Origin of the sequence: Saccharopolyspora sp. NPDC000359, assembly GCF_040300525.1 — a bacterium.
Lineage (GTDB): Bacteria > Actinomycetota > Actinomycetes > Mycobacteriales > Pseudonocardiaceae > Saccharopolyspora.
In genome coordinates this window covers 27,367-47,502 of the sequence record NZ_JBEPDU010000025.1, presented here as the reverse complement: position 1 = coordinate 47,502, position 20,136 = coordinate 27,367, and the positions used below count along the sequence as shown (strand labels likewise).

General features: G+C 71.1%; 21 protein-coding genes. 12 read left to right on the top strand and 9 right to left on the bottom strand.

Annotated features, from left to right (window positions below; translation table 11 throughout):
- Window positions 1–402 precede the first annotated feature (402 nt).
- The gene (ctaD, locus tag ABT324_RS17470) at window positions 403–2,103 is read left to right on the top strand and encodes an aa3-type cytochrome oxidase subunit I (RefSeq protein WP_502949753.1); all 1,701 of its coding nucleotides are present in this window, start codon (window positions 403–405) and stop codon (window positions 2,101–2,103) included.
- A gap of 34 nt (window positions 2,104–2,137) precedes the next feature.
- Entirely contained in the window at window positions 2,138–2,599 is a 462-nt protein-coding gene (locus ABT324_RS17465) for a MarR family winged helix-turn-helix transcriptional regulator (RefSeq protein ID WP_351177974.1), read from the top strand.
- A gap of 4 nt (window positions 2,600–2,603) precedes the next feature.
- Here the strand turns inward: ABT324_RS17465 and ABT324_RS17460 are convergent, their stop codons facing one another.
- Window positions 2,604–4,010, bottom strand: coding sequence for an arylsulfotransferase family protein (locus tag ABT324_RS17460; RefSeq protein ID WP_351177971.1), 1,407 nt, complete (start codon window positions 4,008–4,010; stop codon window positions 2,604–2,606).
- A gap of 391 nt (window positions 4,011–4,401) precedes the next feature.
- On the opposite strand from ABT324_RS17460, the gene ABT324_RS17455 reads away from it, so the two are divergent.
- Complete coding sequence (locus ABT324_RS17455) at window positions 4,402–5,598, top strand: MFS transporter (RefSeq protein WP_351177968.1); 1,197 nt, start codon at window positions 4,402–4,404, stop codon at window positions 5,596–5,598.
- Window positions 5,599–5,779: 181 nt separating this feature from the next.
- Window positions 5,780–6,610, top strand: coding sequence for an aldo/keto reductase (locus ABT324_RS17450; protein WP_351177965.1), 831 nt, complete (start codon window positions 5,780–5,782; stop codon window positions 6,608–6,610).
- A gap of 60 nt (window positions 6,611–6,670) precedes the next feature.
- Here ABT324_RS17450 and ABT324_RS17445 read toward each other — a convergent pair whose 3' ends face one another.
- Entirely contained in the window at window positions 6,671–7,822 is a 1,152-nt protein-coding gene (locus tag ABT324_RS17445) for an FAD-dependent monooxygenase (protein WP_351177962.1), read from the bottom strand.
- Between the two features lie 171 nt (window positions 7,823–7,993).
- On the opposite strand from ABT324_RS17445, the gene ABT324_RS17440 reads away from it, so the two are divergent.
- Window positions 7,994–9,115, top strand: coding sequence for a 5-methyltetrahydropteroyltriglutamate--homocysteine S-methyltransferase (locus tag ABT324_RS17440; protein WP_351177959.1), 1,122 nt, complete (start codon window positions 7,994–7,996; stop codon window positions 9,113–9,115).
- A gap of 139 nt (window positions 9,116–9,254) precedes the next feature.
- Here ABT324_RS17440 and ABT324_RS17435 read toward each other — a convergent pair whose 3' ends face one another.
- Window positions 9,255–9,452 carry a KOW motif-containing protein gene (locus ABT324_RS17435; protein WP_351177956.1) on the bottom strand — a complete coding sequence of 66 codons (198 nt, stop codon included), beginning with the start codon at window positions 9,450–9,452 and terminating at the stop codon, window positions 9,255–9,257.
- A 152-nt stretch (window positions 9,453–9,604) separates the two neighbouring features.
- Between ABT324_RS17435 and ABT324_RS17430 the strand changes: the two genes are divergently transcribed.
- The gene (locus ABT324_RS17430; protein ID WP_351177953.1) at window positions 9,605–10,228 is read left to right on the top strand and encodes a YigZ family protein; all 624 of its coding nucleotides are present in this window, start codon (window positions 9,605–9,607) and stop codon (window positions 10,226–10,228) included.
- A 32-nt stretch (window positions 10,229–10,260) separates the two neighbouring features.
- On the opposite strand, the gene ABT324_RS17425 is transcribed toward ABT324_RS17430, so the two are convergent.
- Window positions 10,261–10,866: a TetR/AcrR family transcriptional regulator gene (locus ABT324_RS17425; protein WP_351177950.1), complete on the bottom strand. Its 606-nt coding sequence runs from the start codon at window positions 10,864–10,866 to the stop codon at window positions 10,261–10,263.
- Window positions 10,867–11,044: 178 nt separating this feature from the next.
- On the opposite strand from ABT324_RS17425, the gene ABT324_RS17420 reads away from it, so the two are divergent.
- Window positions 11,045–12,118 (top strand): DUF418 domain-containing protein, encoded by a 1,074-nt coding sequence (locus ABT324_RS17420; protein ID WP_502949752.1) that lies wholly within the window; start codon window positions 11,045–11,047, stop codon window positions 12,116–12,118.
- Here the strand turns inward: ABT324_RS17420 and ABT324_RS17415 are convergent, their stop codons facing one another.
- Entirely contained in the window at window positions 12,119–12,907 is a 789-nt protein-coding gene (locus ABT324_RS17415) for a helix-turn-helix transcriptional regulator (protein WP_351177947.1), read from the bottom strand.
- Between the two features lie 101 nt (window positions 12,908–13,008).
- Between ABT324_RS17415 and ABT324_RS17410 the strand changes: the two genes are divergently transcribed.
- Window positions 13,009–13,419 (top strand): nuclear transport factor 2 family protein, encoded by a 411-nt coding sequence (locus ABT324_RS17410; RefSeq protein WP_351177944.1) that lies wholly within the window; start codon window positions 13,009–13,011, stop codon window positions 13,417–13,419.
- On the top strand, window positions 13,416–14,246 hold the full coding sequence (locus tag ABT324_RS17405) for an NmrA family NAD(P)-binding protein (RefSeq protein WP_351177941.1): 831 nt from the start codon (window positions 13,416–13,418) through the stop codon (window positions 14,244–14,246). The genes ABT324_RS17410 and ABT324_RS17405 overlap by 4 nt, the downstream gene beginning before the upstream one ends.
- On the opposite strand, the gene ABT324_RS17400 is transcribed toward ABT324_RS17405, so the two are convergent.
- On the bottom strand, window positions 14,158–14,706 hold the full coding sequence (locus ABT324_RS17400) for a phosphatase PAP2 family protein (RefSeq protein WP_351177938.1): 549 nt from the start codon (window positions 14,704–14,706) through the stop codon (window positions 14,158–14,160). The genes ABT324_RS17405 and ABT324_RS17400 overlap by 89 nt on opposite strands.
- Window positions 14,707–14,789: 83 nt before the next feature.
- On the opposite strand from ABT324_RS17400, the gene ABT324_RS17395 reads away from it, so the two are divergent.
- Both ABT324_RS17395 and ABT324_RS17390 read left to right on the top strand, forming a co-directional pair.
- Window positions 14,790–15,335 carry a chorismate mutase gene (locus ABT324_RS17395; RefSeq protein WP_351177935.1) on the top strand — a complete coding sequence of 182 codons (546 nt, stop codon included), beginning with the start codon at window positions 14,790–14,792 and terminating at the stop codon, window positions 15,333–15,335.
- 57 nt (window positions 15,336–15,392) lie between these two features.
- Window positions 15,393–16,292 carry an LLM class flavin-dependent oxidoreductase gene (locus tag ABT324_RS17390; protein ID WP_351177932.1) on the top strand — a complete coding sequence of 300 codons (900 nt, stop codon included), beginning with the start codon at window positions 15,393–15,395 and terminating at the stop codon, window positions 16,290–16,292.
- 246 nt (window positions 16,293–16,538) lie between these two features.
- Here ABT324_RS17390 and ABT324_RS17385 read toward each other — a convergent pair whose 3' ends face one another.
- Window positions 16,539–17,696, bottom strand: a complete 1,158-nt coding sequence (locus tag ABT324_RS17385) for a serine hydrolase domain-containing protein (protein WP_351177929.1) — start codon at window positions 17,694–17,696, stop codon at window positions 16,539–16,541.
- Window positions 17,697–17,882: 186 nt separating this feature from the next.
- On the opposite strand from ABT324_RS17385, the gene ABT324_RS17380 reads away from it, so the two are divergent.
- Entirely contained in the window at window positions 17,883–18,425 is a 543-nt protein-coding gene (locus ABT324_RS17380; RefSeq protein ID WP_351177926.1) for a flavoprotein, read from the top strand.
- Between the two features lie 177 nt (window positions 18,426–18,602).
- On the opposite strand, the gene ABT324_RS17375 is transcribed toward ABT324_RS17380, so the two are convergent.
- Together ABT324_RS17375 and ABT324_RS17370 are read right to left on the bottom strand one after the other, a co-directional pair.
- The gene (locus ABT324_RS17375) at window positions 18,603–19,064 is read right to left on the bottom strand and encodes a hypothetical protein (RefSeq protein ID WP_351177923.1); all 462 of its coding nucleotides are present in this window, start codon (window positions 19,062–19,064) and stop codon (window positions 18,603–18,605) included.
- Between the two features lie 124 nt (window positions 19,065–19,188).
- The gene (locus ABT324_RS17370; RefSeq protein WP_351177920.1) at window positions 19,189–20,124 is read right to left on the bottom strand and encodes a PDR/VanB family oxidoreductase; all 936 of its coding nucleotides are present in this window, start codon (window positions 20,122–20,124) and stop codon (window positions 19,189–19,191) included.
- Window positions 20,125–20,136 lie beyond the last annotated feature (12 nt).

Here is a 20,136-nt window from a genome sequence, read left to right as displayed (position 1 = left end):
GACCTGAGGCGCTCGACTTCCACCGAACTGGTGACGGGTGCCCGTTGTGCACCGGCGCGGTGGAGGGCGACACGCCCGTGAAGTCGCAGTTCCAATTGAAACTGCCGATGCACGCCCCGTCCGAGATCGTGTTCCGATGCGAGCACTTCATCGGAATCGCATCGCAGGCCCGACCCCTTCCTAGGCAGCCGCTCCGAGCCCGGCGCTTGACCGAGGTCCGTGGTCCGGCTCGGGCGGAGGCCGCAGTTTCAATTGAAACTGCGATCCGTAGCCACGACGAACCGCAGTTTCAATTGAAACTGCGAACCCGCCGGGTGGTGGGTGGTTGCTCGGGTTTGGGGGTGGGTACCGAGAGGGGCACGGTCGGCTGTGCGGTGTTCGGTTGGGGAGCTGGAGGCGGAGATGGCCACGACCCGGATCCAACCCGGTCCGATCCCCACGCGGGCCCGGACGACGCGGCGGATGCGCAAGGGCGAGCACCTGGTGCCCTGGCTGCGCACCACCGACCCCAAGCAGATCGGGATCATGTACCTGCTCGCCTCGTTCTTCTTCTTCGTCGTCGGCGGGGCGATGGCGCTGCTGGTCCGCGGCGAGCTCGCCGTGCCGGGACTGCAGTTCCTCTCCCAGGAGCAGTACAACCAGCTGTTCACCATGCACGGCACGGTGATGCTGCTGCTGTTCGCCACCCCGGTCATCTTCGGCTTCGCCAACGTCATCCTGCCGCTGCAGATCGGGGCACCGGACGTGGCGTTCCCGCGGCTGAACGCGCTGTCGTTCTGGCTGTTCCTGTTCGGCGGGCTGACCGTGCTCAGCGGGTTCCTGCTGCCCAACGGCGCCGCCGACTTCGGCTGGACCGCCTACCCGCCGCTGTCGCGGGCGGAGTTCAGCGCGGGCCCCGGCGGGGACCTGTGGGCGGCCGGGTTGATCGTCAGCGGGCTGGGCACCATCCTCGGCGCGGTCAACATGATCACCACGCTGGTGTGCCTGCGCTGCCCGGGCATGACGATGTGGCGGCTGCCGATCTTCTGCTGGAACATCCTGGCCACCAGCCTGCTGGTGCTGATGGCCTTCCCGATCCTGACCGCGGCGCTGTTCGGGCTGCTGGTCGACCGGCACCTCGGCGGGCACGCGTTCGACCCGGCCAACGGCGGCGCGATCCTGTACCAGCACCTGTTCTGGTTCTTCGGCCACCCGGAGGTCTACATCGTGGCGCTGCCGTTCTTCGGCATCGTCACCGAGATCCTGCCGGTGTTCAGCCGCAAGCCGCTGTTCGGCTACACCGGGCTGGTGTTCGCGACGCTGATGATCATGGGGTTGTCCATGCTGGTGTGGGCGCACCACATGTTCGCCACCGGCGCGGTGCTGCTGCCGTTCTTCTCCTTCGCCACCTTCCTGATCGCGGTGCCGACCGGCATCAAGTTCTTCAACTGGATCGGCACCATGTGGCACGGGCAGGTCACGTTCGAGACGCCGATGCTGTTCTCCTGCGGGTTCCTGGTGACGTTCCTGCTCGGCGGGCTGACCGGGGTGATCCTGGCGTCGCCGCCGCTGGACTTCCACGTCACCGACACCTACTTCGTGGTGGCGCACTTCCACTACGTGCTGTTCGGCACCATCGTGTTCGCGGTGTTCGCCGGGGTGTACTTCTGGTTCCCGAAGATGACCGGCCGGATGCTCGACGAGGTGCTGGGCAAGCTGCACTTCTGGCTGACCTTCGTCGGGTTCCACCTGACTTTCCTGGTGCAGCACTGGCTGGGCGCCGAGGGGATGCCGCGCCGCTACGCCGACTACCTGGTCTCCGACGGGTTCACCACGCTGAACGTGGTGTCCACCATCGGCGCGTTCGTGCTGGGCGGCTCGATGCTGCCGTTCCTCTACAACGTGGCCAAGAGCTACCGGTTCGGCGTGGTGGCCGGGGTGGACGACCCGTGGGGGCACGGCAACTCGCTGGAGTGGGCGACGTCCTGCCCGCCGCCGCGGCACAACTTCACCTCGCTGCCGCGGGTCCGGTCGATCCGACCGGCGTTCGAGCTGCACTACCCGCACATGTCCGAGCGGATGAAGGTGGAGGCGCACGCCGGTCTGCGGCGCGCCCGGCAGTGATCGGCAGCCACCCAGCTGGTGGTTAGATGCTCGCGTGGCCGCAGAGTCCATGGGGATCGGTTTCCTGCTCAGCCAGCTGGGCGCGCACGCCGCGGCGCAGTTCGGCACGCGCGTCGAGGCGCTGGGGTTGACACCGCCGCTGGTCGGCGTGCTCCGGATGATCTCGGTCCAGCCGGGCCTCAGCCAGCAGCAGCTGGCCGGGGAGCTCGGCTTGCTGCCGAGCAGGGTGGTGGCCTTCGTCGACGAGCTGGAGGACCGCGGCCTGGTCACCCGCACGCGCGGCACCCGCGACCGCCGCGTCCAGCACCTGACGTTGACCAGCGGGGGCACCGCGCTGCTGGAGGAGGTCCGCTCGGTGGCCGCCGAGCACGAGGCCGCCTTCTTCGAAGCCCTGGGGCCGGATGAGCGCGCGCAGCTCGAGGACTTCCTGGAGCGGTTGGCCCGCAGCCACCAGCTGACCCCGGGCGTCCACCCCGGCTATCGCACCCTGCGCTGACCCGTCACGACTCCGGCTCGACCGGCTCCGAGCGGGCCAGGACCTGGCCGTTGGCGTCGAGGGCTTCGACCGCGGCGTAGGCCTCGGCGGCCGGGAGGTCGGCGGCGGTTTCGAAGCCGGTCTTCGGGACGTCCAGGACCGGGGTGAGCTGGTCCGGGGTCGGGCCGGTCAGGACCCGCCAGGAGCGGACCTCGGTGGATCCGTTCCAGCTCGCGTACACCGCCGGCGTCCCGTCGTCGCGCAGCGCCGCCACCGGGGGTTCGGTGGGCGTGCCGGTCCAGGGCAGGCGGAAGGCCCGGTAGGAGGGCATGTCGTCGCCGAAGGAGCCGTGCAACGCGACCTCGCCGGTCTCGTCGAACTCGGTGAACTCGGGTTGCGATCCCCAGCCGACGAAGCTGTTGCCGCCCGGCAGCACCTGGTGGTTGCCCTGGCTGACGCTCGTGGGGCTGCCCGGGTTCGGGTGCTCGCGCACCACGTGGGCCGTGCGCGCCTGCTGGTCGACGGCGAGCACCAGCGCCCGGGAGGTCGGTCCGGGCTCGCTGGCCGCGTTGTCGAACAGGCTCATCGTGCCGTCCGGGTGCCAGCGCGCGTCGTGCTGGCGGGCGAACACCGCGCCCGGGTCCACGGCGAAGTCGCTGCGCTTGCCGCCCAGCCGCCACCGCACCTGGCCGGTGGCGCGGTCCAGCTGGTAGATCGCGTCGGTGTGCCGCGCGGAGATCAGCAGGTTGCCCGCCGCGTCCTCGGTGACCGAGTTGAGGTGGAAGTAGTCGTAGGGCTTGGCGGGGTCCTCCGGGAGCGGCGCCGTGGACTCGTCGACCGCCACGTGGTCCAGGCTGCGCCAGTCGAACAGGACCTCGCCGGTGGCGATGTCGACCTCCTGCACGACGCCCTCCACCACGGGCCGGTCCAGCTGCGCCGTGCGGTAGGCGATGAGCAGCGCGGTGTCGCGCGGCGTGATGACCATCTCGTGCAGGTCGGCGCGCAGGCCGCCACCTGCCCGGACCGCGGCGATCTGCTGGTAGGAGCGGTCCAGGACCACGTACTCGCCCTCGCCGTAGCCGGGGTGCGGCTCGCCCTGCCACCAGGTCAGCACCGGCTGGCCCTGGTAGGTCTGGGCCTTGAAGTCCATGGTGAACAGCCCGGCGCCGTCGCCGACCGGTTGGAACCAGACCGGTTCCCCGGTGTCGTCGATGATCATCGGGCCGCTCTGGGTGGCCGTGCCGTGCGGGGCGAGGAAGATGCTGCCGGGCTCGGTGCCGTGGGCCGGGGTGTCGATGCGCACCACCGGCGGGCTCAGGTCCGGCCTGGTGACGAACTGGTCCGGTTCCGGTGGTGCGGACGCGCCGGGCAGGGCGGTCGCCACCAGCAGTGCCAACGCCGCGAACACGACCGCGACGACCTTCGAGCGCATCGGCCCCTCCGTCCACCGGGGATCGGTCGCGTCGAGGGCTATCACCGATCAACTCGCGGCGAACAGACGGTTGCGAGAAGTTTCCACGTTTCACCGTTTGCCAGACCGCACAACGGCGGCGCCCGACCACTGTGCGCACCGCACCGCTTGAGTCCACAGAGGACGGAGAAGTTCCACGGCTGCACGGCTGGACTGGCGAAGCGGACGTGGCGCGCTTCATAACCAGTTCGGGAACAGCGGTGCGGCGGGATACTGTTGAACACGTCTGGGAGCGCCTGCGCCGCCGTCTCCTGAATCGTTTCCCCAGCCTGCAACGCAGCGAGCCGCTACGGCGTGCGCGCGGCTGGGGGCAGACCGCACACCGTCCGGCACGTCCGTCTGGGGGACTTCCTTGCCCATTGCCCTGTTGGCCCTGGCCATCGCCGCATTCGGCATTGGAACGACCGAGTTCGTGATGATGGGCCTGCTGCCCGAGGTCGCCACCGACCTGCAGGTGTCCATCCCGGACGCCGGTGGCTACATCTCGCTCTACGCGCTCGGCGTGGTGATCGGCGCGCCACTGCTGACCATCCTCGGCATGCGGGCCCGCCGCAAGGTGATGCTGCTGAGCATGCTGGTGCTGTTCACCGTCGGGAACCTGTTCTCCGCGTTCGCCCCGACGCACGAGCTGCTGCTGGCCGCCCGGTTCGTGGCCGGTCTGCCGCACGGCACGTTCTTCGGCATCGGCGCCGTCGTCGCGGCCGGTCTGGTCGCCGCCGACAAGCGCGCGCAGGCCATCTCGATGATGTTCATCGGCCTGACCGTGGCCAACATCGTCGGCGTGCCGATCGGCACGCTGCTCGGCCAGCAGCTCGGCTGGCGCTGGGCGTTCGGCCTGGTCGCGGTGATCGGCGTGGTCGCGCTGGCCGCGGTCGCCGCGCTGGTGCCCAACCAGCCCAAGCCCACCGACGTCAGCCTGCGCGGCGAGCTGCGCGCGTTCCGCCGCCCGCAGGTGTGGCTGGCCTTCGCGGTGGTCGTCTTCGGCTTCGCCGCGACCTTCTCCTTCTACAGCTACATCAAGCCGGTGCTCACCGACGTGACCGGCTACTCGCCGACCGCCGTCACGCCGCTGCTGGCGCTGTTCGGCGTCGGGATGACCGTCGGCACCGCGGTCGGCGGGCGGCTCGCGGACCGCAACCCGATGCGGACGCTGCACGTCTTCCTCACCGCGCTCGCCGCCTCCCTCGGCCTGTTCGTGCTCACCTCGCACAGTCCCGTGCTGGCGCCCGTCACGGTGTTCCTGATCGGCGCGACCGGCTTCGCGGCCATCCCCAGCATCCAGGCGCGCATCCTGGACCAGGCCAAGGAGGCCCCGGCGCTGGGCTCGGCGAGCATCCAGTCCACGTTCAACATCGCCAACTCGCTGGGCGCCTACCTCGGCGGCCTGGTCATCGCGGGTGGGCTGGGCCTGACCGCGCCGAGCTGGGTCGGTGCTCTGCTGGCCCTCGTCGGCCTCGGCTTCGCGCTGCTGTCCGGCTGGTTGGACCGGGGGCCGCGGACCGCCGCGACCCCCGCCGCGCAGCCGAGCGAGCACGCCGAAGTCCGCTGAGCCGCCACACGGGTCACACGCGGAACACTCCTTGGGCGACCACTCGGCGGGTCACATACGGTGGCCTGCGGCAAGGGCCACACCGCGGGGCGGGAATCCGGGATCAACTGGATCGGTTCCACCAGGTGCCGGTCCCGCGCGACCGGCGACGAACGCGATTTCGGCGGAGGACAACACCCACATGACACAGGTTCCGAACATCACGCTGAACACCGGCGCAGCGATGCCGCAGCTGGGCTACGGCGTCTTCCAGGTGCCGGCCGACGAGGTCGTCGAGCCGGTCAAGGCGGCGCTGGAGGCGGGCTACCGGAGCATCGACACCGCCGCCGTGTACGGCAACGAGGAGGGCGTGGGCCGGGCGATCGCCGAATCGGGCATCGCGCGCGAGGACCTGTTCGTCACCACCAAGCTCTGGAACGACGAGCAGGGCTACGACAACGCGCTGAAGGGCTTCGACAGGAGCCTGGAGCGGCTCGGCCTGGAGTACGTCGACCTGTACCTGATCCACTGGCCGGTCGCGGCCAAGGACCAGTACGTGGACACCTGGAAGGCCTTCCAGAAGCTGCACGCCGACGGCCGCGCCAAGGCGATCGGCGTCTCGAACTTCCAGATCCCGCACCTGCGGCGGCTGTTCGAGGAGACCGACGTGGTGCCGGCGGTCAACCAGGTCGAGCTGCACCCGAACCTGCCGCAGGCCGACCTGCGCGCCTTCCACGCCGAGCACGGCATCGCCACCGAGGCGTGGAGCCCGCTGGGCCAGGGCAAGGGCCTGCTGGAGGACGCGACGCTGGCCTCGCTGGCCGAGAAGTACGGCAAGAGCCCGGCGCAGGTCGTGCTGCGCTGGCACCTGCAGCTGGGCAACATCACGATCCCGAAGTCGGTCACTCCGTCGCGGATCAAGGAGAACATCGAGGTCTTCGACTTCGAGCTGGCCGACGACGACGTCGCGGCGATCACCGCGCTGGAGACCGGCATCCGCGTCGGCCCGGACCCGGACGCCTTCGGCGCCTGAGCCGACCTGCGACGGCCCGCCCCGCCACCACCGGCGCGGCGGGCCGTCGCGCGTCGCGGGTCAGGCGGCCTGGACCGCGGGGTGCGGGGAGCCGCCGCGCAGGACGTTGCTGCCGGAGCGCAGGGAGACCACCTGGCTGCGGGTCGCCAGCCAGCTCGGGAACTTCGCCAGCCGCTGCAGCGGCGTGCTGCGCTGGGCCGAGGTCAGGGCCGCCGTGCGGGAGACCTTGAGGGCGCGCGGACGCCGCTCCTGCTCGTAGGCGCGCAGCCGCGTGGCCAGGTCGCCATCCACATCGGACAGGTACTGGGTGAGCAGCCAGGCGTCCTCGAGCGTCTGGTTGGCCGCCTGCGCCACTGCGGGCGGCATCGCGTGCACCGCGTCGCCCAGCAGCGTGCTGCGCGGGCCGCCCCAGACGTGCGGGACCTTGTGCCGGACGTGCGGGAAGAAGCCCAGGTCGTCGTCACTGACCGAGGCCAGCAGCTGCTCCACCGGCTCCGGCCAGCCGCGAAAAGCCGCGCGCAGGTCGGCGACCGAGAGCACCGGGTCGCCCTCCCGCCACGGCATGTCGAACCACCAGTGCAGCAGCCCACCGCCGGTCGGGATCAGACCGCAGTGCGCGTTGCGGCCCGCGATGTTCACCGTCTGGTGACCGCGCGCGACGGGCAGGTCGCTGCGGGTCAGGCCCTGCCAGCTGGCCCAACCGGTGGGTTTGGCCGGCTCGCCGCCCACCAGCTCCCGCCGCACCACGGAGCGCTGCCCGTCCGCCCCGATCAGCAGGTCACCGGTGGCCCGGCTGCCGTCGTCGAACTCCACGACGACGCGGTCCGGGTGCTCCACGACGCGCACGCAGCGGCGGCCGAAGTGCAGCACGCCCGGCGGCAGCGCGGCGGCCATCTCGGCGATCAGCGCGCGGCGCGGGATCTGCACGGTCGGCGAGCCGAGGCGCTCGGTGACCTCGTCGAGGTCGGCCTCCCACAGCAACCGGCCGGTCTCGGTGAGCGAGCGCAGGCTGTGCAGCCGACGGCCGGACGGTTCGATGTCGATGCCGAGGTCGCGCAGCGCGGCGGTGCCGTTGCTCCACACCGTGATGCCCGCGCCGGAGGTGCGCAGCGAGTCGGCGTGCTCGAAGACCTGCACTTCGTGGGCCTTGCCGAGCAGCCCGTTGGCGATGGCGAGTCCCCCGACTCCGGCTCCGATCACGAGAACTCGCATCGTCTCCATCCGTCAGCCCCGACGTCAGTTGTCCTGGTCGATTTTATCCAGCAGCGCAGATGTACCGATTTGTCCTTGCTCACAGCTGCCACCCACGGCAGCGGCCGGAACTGGCGAAATGACCACCCGGATGGCTAGGCACGATCGCAATCGCAAACTATCTTGCTTCGCATGAGCCCTCGCGTCACACCACCGTTCCGCGCCGACCACGTCGGCAGCCTGCTCCGCCCGCAAGCCCTGCTCGACGCCCGCGACGAGCACGCCGCCGGGCGCATCGACGACGCCGAGCTGCGGCGCGTCGAGGACGAGGCGATCGCGCAGGTCGTGGCCATGCAGGAGGAGGTCGGGCTGCACAGCGCCACCGACGGCGAGTTCCGGCGCAGCTCCTGGCACATGGACTTCCTGTACCAGCTCGACGGGGTGGCGAAGGTCGAGGACTCCAGCCTCACGGTCCAGTTCCACAACGAGCAGGGCGACGTCGAGTTCGCCACACCGGACCTGCAGGTCACCGGCCGGATCGGGCTGAGCCGGACGATCTTCGAGGACGCCTTCACCGCGCTGGCCGAACGGGTCACCACCGCCACGCCGAAGCTGACCATCCCGTCGCCGGGCATGCTCTACTACCGCGGCGGCCGCGCCGCCATCGACCAGCACACCTACCCGGACCTGGCCGACTTCCGCGCCGACCTGGCCGCGGCCTACCGCGCCGAGGTGCGCGCCCTGGCCGACCTCGGCTGCCACTACCTGCAGCTCGACGACACCAGCCTGGCCTACCTCAACGACCCGGCGCAGCGCGCCCAGCTGACCGCGCGCGGCGACGACGCCGAGCGGGCCCACCTGCAGACCATCGAGCTGATCAACGAATCGCTGCGCGGGCGGCCGGACACCCTGGCGGTGACCACGCACATGTGCCGGGGCAACTTCCGTTCGTCGTGGGTCGCCGAAGGCGGCTACGACTTCGTGGCCGAGGCGCTGTTCAACGAGCTCGAGGTGGACGGGTTCTTCCTGGAGTTCGACGACGAGCGCTCCGGGGGCTTCGAACCGCTGCGGTTCGTGCCCAAGGGCAAGGCCGTGGTGCTCGGCCTGGTCACCACCAAACGCGGCGCGCTGGAGTCAAAGGACGCGCTCAAGCGCCGCATCGAGGAGGCCAGCCGGTACATCGACCTGGACCAGCTGTGCCTCTCGCCGCAGTGCGGCTTCGCCTCGACCAAGGACGGCAACGCCCTGACCTACGACGAGGAGGTCGCCAAGCTCCGCCTGGTGGTCGAAACCGCCACCGAGGTCTGGGGCTGATCCCTCGGGCGGGTGCGACTGCAGTGGAGGTCGGACGTCTGATGTCCACTGCGATCGCGAGACCCCCCGCGGTCGGGCGTGTCGGGCGCGTTGGAGGGGCACAGCTTCGGAGGAGGCTGCGCCGTTCGTGCTCGGCGGCTCAGGCGGCTTCGAGGAAGCGGCCCGCCACCAGGCCGGGTTCTTCCGCGTCGTCGAAGCGCACCCACAGGACGGGACCGTCGAAGACTTCGGGAAGACCGGTGGCGGTCTCCACCACCGTGCCGACCTTGTCGCGGAACCGGCCGAACGTGGCGCGGACCCGCGCGCCTGGTTCAAACGGGCTCGAGGACTGCTCCATGAGGGGGGACGTTACGTGCCAGCGGGCCGCAACGGAAATCGCCATCCCCCGATCGTCGCCGCACCGCGCTGACCTGCACCATTGCTGCAATGGGAGGATGGCGGGAGCGGACCCGCGGGGCCGTGAGCAACGCCACCTTCCGAAGGGACCAGATGCGCACCATCAAGCAGTCCGGTGAGCACGAGCTCGAGGTGAAGAAGTCCCGCTTCCGGTGCGCGCTGGCCCGGGTCACCGACGAGGCGGAGGCCAGGGAGTTCATCCAGCAGCGCCGCAAGCTGCACCACGACGCGCGCCACCACTGCTCGGCGTTCGTGCTCGGCGACCTCGGCGAGGTCCAGAAGTCCAGTGACGACGGCGAGCCGGCGGGCACCGCCGGGGTGCCGATGCTGGAGGTGCTCCGGCACAACGAGGTCACCAACGCGGTGGCCGTGGTGACCAGGTACTTCGGCGGGGTGCTGCTCGGCGCTGGTGGGCTGGTGCGCGCCTACGGCGGCGCGGTGTCGGCCGCGCTGGAGCACGTCGGCCTGGTCGAGCGGCGCCCGGTGCGGACCGTGACGACCGCGGTGGACTACCTGGTGGCGGGCAAGTTGGACAACGACCTGCGGTCGGCCGGTTACCAGGTGGTCGACACCGAGTACCAGGACGTGGTCCGCTTCCACATCAACGTCCCGGTGTCCGAAGTGGACGCCTTCCACACCTGGCTGGCGGAGATCACCGGCGGCACCGCGCAAGCCACCCTCGGCCCCCTCACCCACGCCGAGGTCAACCCCTCGTGAGCGGCAACGGTCGCAACAGCCACCATCCCCACTCACGAGGGTTTGGTGAAGAGGCCGTCCAGGTAGTAGTCGATCGCGGCGATCGCCGCTTCTCCCGTTCGGTGGCCGAGCAGGAGGCCCACTGAGAGACCGTCCGGGACGGCGAGCAGGAGCTCCGCTTCGCGGAGCGGGTCCCGGTCGGGCCGAAGCTCGCCCGCTTCCTGCGCCTTGCGCAACTCGTCGGCCATCCACCGCTCCAGCTCCGGCCACCACTCCTGGTACATGGCGGCGAGCTCGGGCGAGCCGAGGGCGCGCATGAAGAACGCCAGGTGGGTCAGGAACTCCATGCGGCTGTCGTCGGTGAGCGCCAGCATCTCCAGCAGCACCGTGCGCACGACCTCCCGCGCGGACGGCTGGCGACCATGCGCGATCAGCGCCGTCCTGATGCGCTCACCAGCGCGTTTGGTCACGTGGTCCATCGCGTGCAGGAGCATCTGCTCCTTGCTCCTGAAGTAGTGCTGCACCGCACCCATGGAGATGCCCGCTTCGGCGGCGACGTCGCGCAGGCTCACCGCCTCCAGCCCGCCGCGACTGGCCAGGCGCAGCAGCGCCTCGGCGATCTGGGTGCGTCGAGCCTCGTGATCGACCTGCTTCGGCACGTCACCAACCTTTCCAATGCAACCGCATTGCAAAACAAGCGATCAGCCGTTTACCATGCACCTGCATCGTAACCCTCCGTCATCAACGGAGTGCTTCCGACAACTGGGGGAACCCGTGACAGCACTGCACCAGGCACCCGCCACGACGCGGATAGCCGCACTCGACGTCATCCGCGGCGTGGCAATCCTAGGCACCCTCGGCACCAACATCTGGATCTTCACCAGCCCGCAGGGCCCGGCGGCCGCCCTGAACACCACGCTCGACGGCGGACTCGCGCAGGTCGAGGCGGTGCTGCGCTGGCTGGCCAACGGCAAGTTCCTCGCCCTGCTCACCCTGCTGTTCGGCATCGGGCTGGAGCTGCAGCACCGCTCCGCGCGGCGGCGCGGCGGCAGGTGGCCCGGCTGGTACCTGTGGCGGGCCGCGCTGCTGTTCACCGAGGGCCTGCTGCACTACGTGCTGATCTTCGAGTACGACGTGCTGATGAGCTACGCGGTGACCTCGGTCCTGGTCGCCTACCTGGTCGGCCGCAGCGACCGCGCGCAACGCGGCTGGATGATCGCGATGGGCACCGTGCACGTGCTGTTCGTCAGCTTCGTCACCCTCGGGATGTTCCACGGCGAAGTGTCGTTGGACGAGCCGCCAACCGACCTCTACTCGCACGGCAGCTACCTGGCGCAGGTCTCGGAGCGCCTGGTCGACTGGGGCGCCTACCGCTCCGAAGCCATCTTCATCATCCCGCTGTCGACGCTGCTGTTCCTGGCCGGAGCGCGGCTCCACCGCGCCGGAGTGTTCGACGTCGACCGCCAGCAGCTGCGGAACCGGTTGATGATGTTCGGCTTCGGCATCGGCGTGCCGCTGAACCTGGTGACCACCTTCGCGGGTCCGAACTGGTTCATGGTGGACCGCTACGTCCTCCCGCCGGTGATCGCGCTCGGACTACTCGGCCTGATCCCGACCGTGCTGGCTTCGCTGCGCGGTGAACCCGGTGTGCTGCGCCGCGGTTTGACCTCGGTCGGCCGAACCGCCCTGTCCTGCTACGTCTTCCAGAACCTGGCGGGCGCGGTCCTCTGCTACGGCTGGGGTCTGGGGCTGGCCACCCGGTTCGACTGGGCTCGACCGTGGTGGGTGCTGCTGGCCTGGGCGGCGATCTGCGCGTCGTTCATGACGTTGTCCACGTGGTGGCTCCGCCGCTTCGAGCGCGGACCGCTGGAAGCGGCCTGGAACTGGGCCTACCGCCTCCCCCAGCGCTGATCAGCGGGCCGCGTGCAGAGCTTCGTGCGTGGGCGTTCCCGGCTCCGCCGTCAGGAAGACCAGGCGGTGGCGGCTGGTGGGGGACTCGAGGACCTGGGCCTCCAGGTCGAGGCGTCCCAGGTGCGGGTGGTCGATGTACTTGCGCAGGGTGGGTCGGGGTTGCACCTCGTGGTCCGTCCAGGACGCCGCGAAGCCCGCGTCGAAGTCGGCATATTCGCTGGTCAGCGCGGCGAGTTGGCGGTCGCCCGGGTGGCGGGCCACGGCCCGGCGCAGGTCTGCCGCGGCTTGCCTGGCGAACTCCTCGCCCGGCGAGGAGCAGTGTGCCCCGCGCATCGACATCCGCAGGACGTTGCGGTCCTCCGGCGGCATCGCGGCGAAGTCCGCGATCAGGTTTACCGCCAGCGCGTTCCACGCGACCACGTCGTAGCGCTCGTCGACCACGTACGCCGGGACCGGGCCGAGCCGGTCCAGCAGGCGCAGCACGCCATCCGGGACCGGCTCGTCGCGCACCGGTGGGGCCTGCCCGGCCAGGCGGGCCAGGTGCTCGCCCTCCGCCTCGGTCAGCCGCAACGCTCTGCCCAGCGCGGCGAGCACCTGGGTGGACGGGCGCGGGGCGCGGGCCTGCTCCAGGCGTTCGTAGTAGTTCGTGGACACCCCCGCCAGCCAGGCCACTTCCTCGCGGCGCAGGCCCGGCGTGCGGCGGCGTCCGCTCACCCGCAGGCCGACCTCCGCTGGGCGCCGGGCCTCCCGGCGGTGACGCAGGAACTGGGCGAGCTCGACCTTGTTCACCGGTCCAGCCTGGCACGCCCCGCACCGCTGAGCCACGGACTGCTGGTCCGGGGCGACCGCGCCCCTGCCACCCGTAGCCGACCAGCGGGAACCTGCCTGGTGTGGAAGCTGTGGAACTGTTCCAGCGGGCGTTGGACCTGCTGCTGGCCAAGGACATGGACGGGTTCGCCGACCTGTTCACCCCCGACTGCACCGTCGAGTTCCCGTTCGCCGAGACCACCCCGGCTCGGCTGACCGGACGCGACGAGCTGCGCGCGTACCTGGCGAACTACCCGGCGAGGATGGACATCACCGGGTTCCCGTCGGTCGTGGTGCACCGGAGCACCGACCCGGCGACGCTCATCGTCGAGTTCACCGCGCACGGGCGGACCGTGTCGACCGGGGCCGACTACGAGATGCGCTACGTCTGGGTCGGCGTGGTGCGCGACGGCGCCTTCGCGGAGCTGCGCGACTACTGGAACCCGGTGCGCGCGGCGCAGGCCGCGGGCTCCCCCGAAGAGGTGCCCGCATGACCGTGCTGATCACCGGCGGCACGGGCAACACCGGGCGCCCGCTCGCGGCGCTGCTGCGCGCTCGAGGGGTCGCCGTGCGGGTAGCCAGCCGTCACCCCGCTGCCGACCCCGACCACGTGCGGTTCGACTGGTCCGATCCGCGCACCCACGGACCCGCGCTGGACGGCGCCGAGCAGGTGTACCTGGTGCCACCGATCGGCACGCTGAACCCGTTGCCGCTGGTCGAGCCGTTCCTGCAGGCTGCCGAGGGACGCCGGGTGGTGCTGCTCGGGGCGCTGGCGGTGTTCCCCGGGCACACCGAGCTGCGCGACCGCGTGGCGGCGATGGCCGGTTCCACCGTGCTGCGCCCGTCGGGGTTCATGCAGAACTTCACCGGGCCGCACCCGGTCGCGGTGGACCTGCGGGAACGCGGCGTTCTGCGCACCGCCACCGGCAACGGCCGGGTCGGTTGGATCGACGCCGCCGACATCGCCGCCGTCGCCGACGCCGTGCTCGCCGCGGACGAGGTGGCCGACGAGTACCTGCTCACCGGCCCGGAAACGCTGAGCCACGCCGAAGCCGCGGCGATCCTCACCGAGGTCACCGGGCGGCCGGTCCGGCACCAGCAGATCAGCCTGGAGGAGCGGGCCCGGCAGCTCACCGCCGCGCTGCCCGCGGACTTCGCCACCGCGCTGGCCGCCGTGGACCTGGACATCAGGCGCGGGTCCGAGGACCTGGTCACCACGGCGGTGCCGGACCTCACCGGGCGTCCGGCACGCTCGTTCCGCGAGTTCGCCCGCGCGCACCGAGCCGAGTGCACACCACCGCCAGCACCCCGCCCAGGATGAACCCGGCCAGCACGTCGTGCGGGTAGTGCACCCCGATGAAGATCCGGGTGAAGCCCTCCAGGACGGCGATCGCCGCGACCAGCAGCGCGATCCGCCGCCACTGGAGGGCAAGTGCGACCGCGAACCCCGCAGCAGCCGCCGAATGGCCGCTGGGCAGCGAGAAGGTGCTGACCTCCGCGCACGCCTTGATCGTCTCGACCGGCATGGCGCTGCACGGGCGCGGCTGCTGGAACCAGTGCTTGACCAGCCCGGCGGACACGTAGGCGAGGCCCCCGGACAGCAGCGGGACCAGGTGCGCTGGTCGGCGCTCCGCGCGCCACCAGGACAGCAGGGTCAGCGCGGCCAGCACCGCGAGCAGGGCCTGCGTCGCGACCAGCGCGACCTGGTGCAGCCACGGCGGGGCGCTGGCGGCCCAACTCGCGATGGCGCGGTACCAGTCCGCGCTGAGGTCGGTCAGCACCGCACCGAGGATACCGACCTGGTCGCAGGCGGCCCGGTGCGCAATACTGCTCCGCGGCCTGATCGATGACCCGGAGGTTCGTCGTGCGATCGCTGCTCGTCGCAGGTGCCGTCATCGTCGCGCTCGCCGCCCCGGCGCACGCCGACCCCAGCTCGCTCGACCCGCTGCTGCGCTCGGCCGCCGAGCGCGTCGCGACCTCCGACCAGGTGGCGGCGGCCAAGTGGGGCACCGGGCAGCCGATCGACGACCCCGCCCGCGAGCAGCAGGTGCTCGACGCGGTGGCGCGCAAGTCCACCGAGCTCGGCCTGGATCCGGCGAAGTCGAAGCAGATCTTCCGCGACCAGATCGAGGCCAGCAAGGTGGTGCAGCGCGCGCTGCACGGCTACTGGGCGGCGCACCCCGAGGAGCAGCCGACCGAACGCCCCGACCTGGGCGAGGTGCGGCCGATCATCGACCGCCTGAACAACGAGATCCTGCTGGAGCTGCGCGACACCCAGCAGCTGCGCGAGCACCAGTCCTGCAGCGGTCGGCTGGCCGGGGCGTTCAACCAGACCCGGACCGACCTGCGGCTGGACCACGTGCACACGACCGGGCTCGCGCGGGCGATCCCGTCGCTGTGCCGGTCTTGACCTCCAGCGCGCTCGAAGTCCGACGCTGTCGGGGAGCAGCAACCCCAGGAGCAGCAGATGGCTATCGACATCGGGATCTTCCTGCCGCACGCGGAAGTTCCGCCGCTGGAGGTCCGCGAGGCGGCCTACCACGCCGTGGACGCCGAACTGGACTCGATGTGGTGCGGCGACCACCTGGCCCGCGGTGTCCCGGTGCTGGACGGCATGCTGGTGCTGGCGACCGCGGCGGCGGTGACCGAGTGCATCGACATCGGGTTCGCCGTGTACCTGCCCGCACTGCGCTCGCACGTGTGCGCGGCCAAGCAGATCGCAACCCTGCAGGAGCTGACCGGCGGCGACCGGCTGCACCTCGGCATCGGCGTCGGTGACCAGGGCAGCGGGTGGGACGCGGTGGGCGTGGACCCGGCGGCGCGTGAAGCGCGGACCGACGAGTTCCTGCAGCTCCTGCCGTCGTTGCTGGGTGGTGAGGTGACGGAGCTGCCGGATGGGTCGAGCACCCAGCTCGCGCCGTCAGTGCCCGTGCCGCCGGTGTGGATCGGCGGGGTGTCGGACGCTGCGCTGCGCCGGGCGGCCAAGTACGGCGACGGGTGGATCGCCGCCCGGCAGGGCCCAGCGGAGATCCGGGCCAAGTCCGAGGTGCTGCGCTCACTCGCGGAGGAGCAGGGACGTCCGGTGCCCCGGCTGGCGGCCGTGGTGCACTGCGCGCTGAGCAAGCGGCCGGACCCGAGACTGGCCGACGGCCTGGCGCGGGAGGTCGCGGAAACCTTCGGAGTCCCGGTCGAGGTGGCGAGGGGGTGCGTGGTCGCCGGGAGCCCCGGCCAGGTGGCGGAACAACTGGCGGCCTTCGCCGAAGTAGGTGTGGAGAAGCTCGCGGTAGCGGTGAACGGCGACTGGCACCAATCCTGCGACCTACTGGGCGAGGCCCGAGCCCTCCTCGCCCCCCAACCCCGCTGCTAACCCCTGCCCCCGACGAAGACTCGCCCTGCCACGCCCGCCAAACCACCCACCGTCCACAACAGACCCCGAGCAGCCACTCCCAAACCCGCGTGGTCGTGAGTGCGAAACAGGGCTAGAACACCGTTACGCACTCACGACCCCAGGCAAGAACAGCTGCAGGTGGCTGGGGCTGCTGTGGTTCGGTTGGGGGTCGTGAGTGCGAAACAGGGTTGGAACACTGTTACGCACTCACGACTAGTGGGGTTGTCAGGTGAGGGATTGGTAGGTGGTGGTCGTGAAGTCCTGGAGGTAGGCGGGGTTGGTTCGGGAGTCCATCGCCCTCTGGGTCAGGAGGACTCCGGCCAGGTCTTCTGCTGGGTCCGCGAAGGCCGTCGTGCCCAGGCCCCCTGACCAGGTTTGGGTGCCCGGGGTGGGCATGCCCGCTCGGTCGGTGATGACCGCGTGGCCGAAGGCCCAGCCCATGCCCTCGTCCAGCACCGGTCCCGCCCGGCGCTTCTGCTGCTCGGTGAGGTGGTCGGTGCGCATCAGCTCGACCGCTGCTCGGGAGAGGATGCGGTCCGCTCCGACGCGGCCCCCGTTCAGGAGCATGCGGTAGAAGGCCAGGTAGTCGTCGGCGGTCGAGACCAGACCGCTGCCGCCTGCCGGGAACGCCGGGGGCGCCGTGCGGGGGTCGTCGCGCAGGACCGGCTCGCCGGTGGGGCCCGCCAGGTAGCTGGCGGCGACCCGGTGCGCTTGGTCGGCGGGCACGTGGAAGCCGGTGTCGCGCATGCCGAGCGGCTCGAAGATCCGCTCCCGCAGGAACTCGGGGAACGGTTGGTCGGCCGCTCGCGCGATCAGCACGCCCAGGACGTCGGAGCCCGTGTGGTAGAGCCACTGCTCGCCCGGTTGGTGGGCCAGCGGGAGCTCGCCGAGGCGACGCATCCACTCCGCCACCGGAAGCGCCGGGTTGCCCGGCCCTGGGGCGAGCCCCGCTTCGGCCATCGCCTGGAAGATCGGTGGCTCACCCGGGACGTAGCCGAGGCCGAAGCGGAAGGTCAGCAGGTCGCGCGGGGTGATCGGCCGGTGTGCGGGAACCGTCTCGGTCAGCGGGCCGTCGAGCCGGGTCAGCACCCGGCGGTCGGCGAGCTCCGGGAGCAGCGGATCCACCGGGTCGTCCAGCCGCAGCGCGCACTCCTCCACCAGGACCAGCGCCGCCGCGGCGGTGATCGGCTTGGTCATGGAGGCGATGCGGAAGATCGAGTCCCGGCGCATCGGCGGGCCGTCGAACGACTGCGCGCCGATCACCTCAACGTGCGTCTCGCCGCCCCTGCTCACCGCGGCCACCACGCCGGGCAACGCTCCGCTGTCCACGTACCTGGACAGCACCTGCCGCAACCGTGCCAACCGTGCTTCGACAAACCTCACGACTCCTCCTGAGTTCCGCGTCCTGCACAGGTGGACCCGTCGGCGGAGGAGAACTCGTCGCTGGGGCGCCTGCTCGTTCCGCCGCCGACGCGAGGCTCAGCGTGTTTCCGCTGGTCAGGGGTCGTGAGTGGCGTTGGTTGTTCCTACCACCAAAAACACTCACGAGGTGGTCGGCATACTGGGGCGATGCGGACTCTCGGGGTGATCGGGTGCGGCGCCGGTGGGGTGGAGGAGTTGCGGACCGCGCTGGTCGAGCCTGCCATCGCGCGCGGTTGGCAGGTGGCCGTGACGTTGACCCCGACCGCTGGCGGGTGGTTGCGGGCGGTCGGTGAGGTAGAGCGGATCTCGGGGGTCACCGGGTTCCCGTGCCGGGTCGAGCCCCGGCTGCCCGGGCAGGGGCGGCCGCACCCGGACATCGACTGCTATCTGGTGTGCCCAGCGACGGCGAACACCGTCGTCAAGCTCGCGCTCGGGATCGCCGACAACCAGGCCCTGACCACGCTCGGCGAGGCCATCGGGACGCCGGGGGTGCCGGTGGTGGTGTTCCCGAAGATCAACGCGACGCAGGTGCGGCACCCCGCATGGAAGTCCCATGTGGACACCTTGCGCGCCGCCGATGTTCGCCTGCTGCTCGACGAGGAGTTCGCGGCGCACGGACCGCGCAGCGGCGGCGCGCCCGCGATCCCCTGGGCCGAAGCCCTCGACACCGTCGAGCGCACCACCGGCTAGGCACCGCCCCGGGCGCCAGCGGGTCAACATCACCCGGGCGCTCAGCGGGTGGCCTGCGGTGCTGCTGGTTGATGAGCCCACTGCTGCGAACTCCGCTGAGTTGGCGTGCCCAGTCCGCCCAGGCCGCCACCACAGATGGCGCGACCTCGCCATTGCTCGACGCCAAGTCCCCGGGCGTCACTTGCCGGTGGCGTTGTGCCAGTAGGCGGCGACGTCGCTGGTCTGCTTGAGGACGCGGTCCGGGGCGGGCGGGGCGGGCCAGAACTGGAGCAGGTAGCGGTCCACCTGGGGTTCGTCGTCGAGGCGCGTGTCGACCTCGTTCGCTTCGTCCATCCGGAGCGCGTTGTAGCGGACCCGGCAGTCGGTTCCGGTCAGGTCGAGCGGCCAGCAGGAATCCCCGCCCCAGGAGACCAGCGCCACCTCGCCCGCGGGCCGGTACGCGGCCTCGACGACCTCCTCCCAGGTGTCGTCCACCGGCGGGGCGTGCTCGCGGAGTTCGACGGTGAGCCCGACGTAGCCGCTGTGCAGGCCGGTGATCAGGTACAGGACGCCGGGGAACGCGGCTCCGAGCAGTCCGTTGTGCTGCTCGGCGAAGGACGCCTGCAGGTCGGTGGGCGCCACGTCGCCCTGGACATACATCTGTCCATAGTGGACCGGAATTGGCCGTCGTGCAGGGTGCTCGTCATGGCCGCGATCCTCGCGCGGCCCCCTGACGGTCGTGAGCGGCGGTGGTTGCTAGGACCACCACCGCCGCTCACGACCATCAGTACAGCTCGATCACCAGCTTCTCGGTCCGGGCGCGGGAGACGCAGAGCGCCATCTGGTCACCGGCCGCCTGCTCCGCCTTGGACAGGCAGTTGTCGCGGTGTTCGGGCACGCCCTCGAGGACCCCGGAGACGCAGGAGCCGCAGATCCCCTCCTCGCAGGACTTCGCCACGTCGACACCGCCTTCCTCCAGCACCGACAGGATCGAGCGGTCCGCCGGGACCTCGAAGACCTCCCCGGTGTCGAGCTCCACGGTGAACGGCACGTCACCGCTGGTGTCGACCTCGGCGGCGGTGAAGTGCTCGACGTGCACGTGGTCCGCGCCGACGACCGGGGCGAACACGCCGGTCACCTGCTCCATGAACCCCTCGGGGCCGCAGGTGTAGACGTGCGCGGCCGGGGTCAGCTCGGCGGCGACCCCGGCGAGCAGCGCCGGTTGCTCGCCGCGGGGCACGCCGAGGTGCAGGTGGACGCGGAACTCGGCTTCGAGCAGGTCCGCGAAGGCCGCCTCCGCCCGACTCCGGGCGAAGTAGTGCAGCTCGTAGTCGGCACCGGTGCGGTGCAGCTCGTGGGCCATGCCCAGCAGCGGGGTCACGCCGATCCCACCGGCGACCAGGACGTGGCGGTCCGCGTCGTCGGCCAGGGACAGCAGGTTCCGCGGGGTCCCGATCTCCAAGTGCTCGCCGACGGACACTTGGTGCAGCGCCGCCGAGCCGCCCCGCGATCCCGGTTCCCGCTTCACCGCGATGAGCAGCGACTGCCGGTCCGCGGGCGGCCCGCACAGGGAGTACTGCCGCAGCAGACCGGTCGGGCCGGTGACGTCCACGTGCGCGCCCGCCCGGTGGGCGTCGAACGGGGCGCCGTCCGCGCGGACCAGCCGCAGCGCGCGGACCCCGGCGGCCGCCTCCACCACCTCGACGACCTCGACCTTCATCCCGACTCCCCC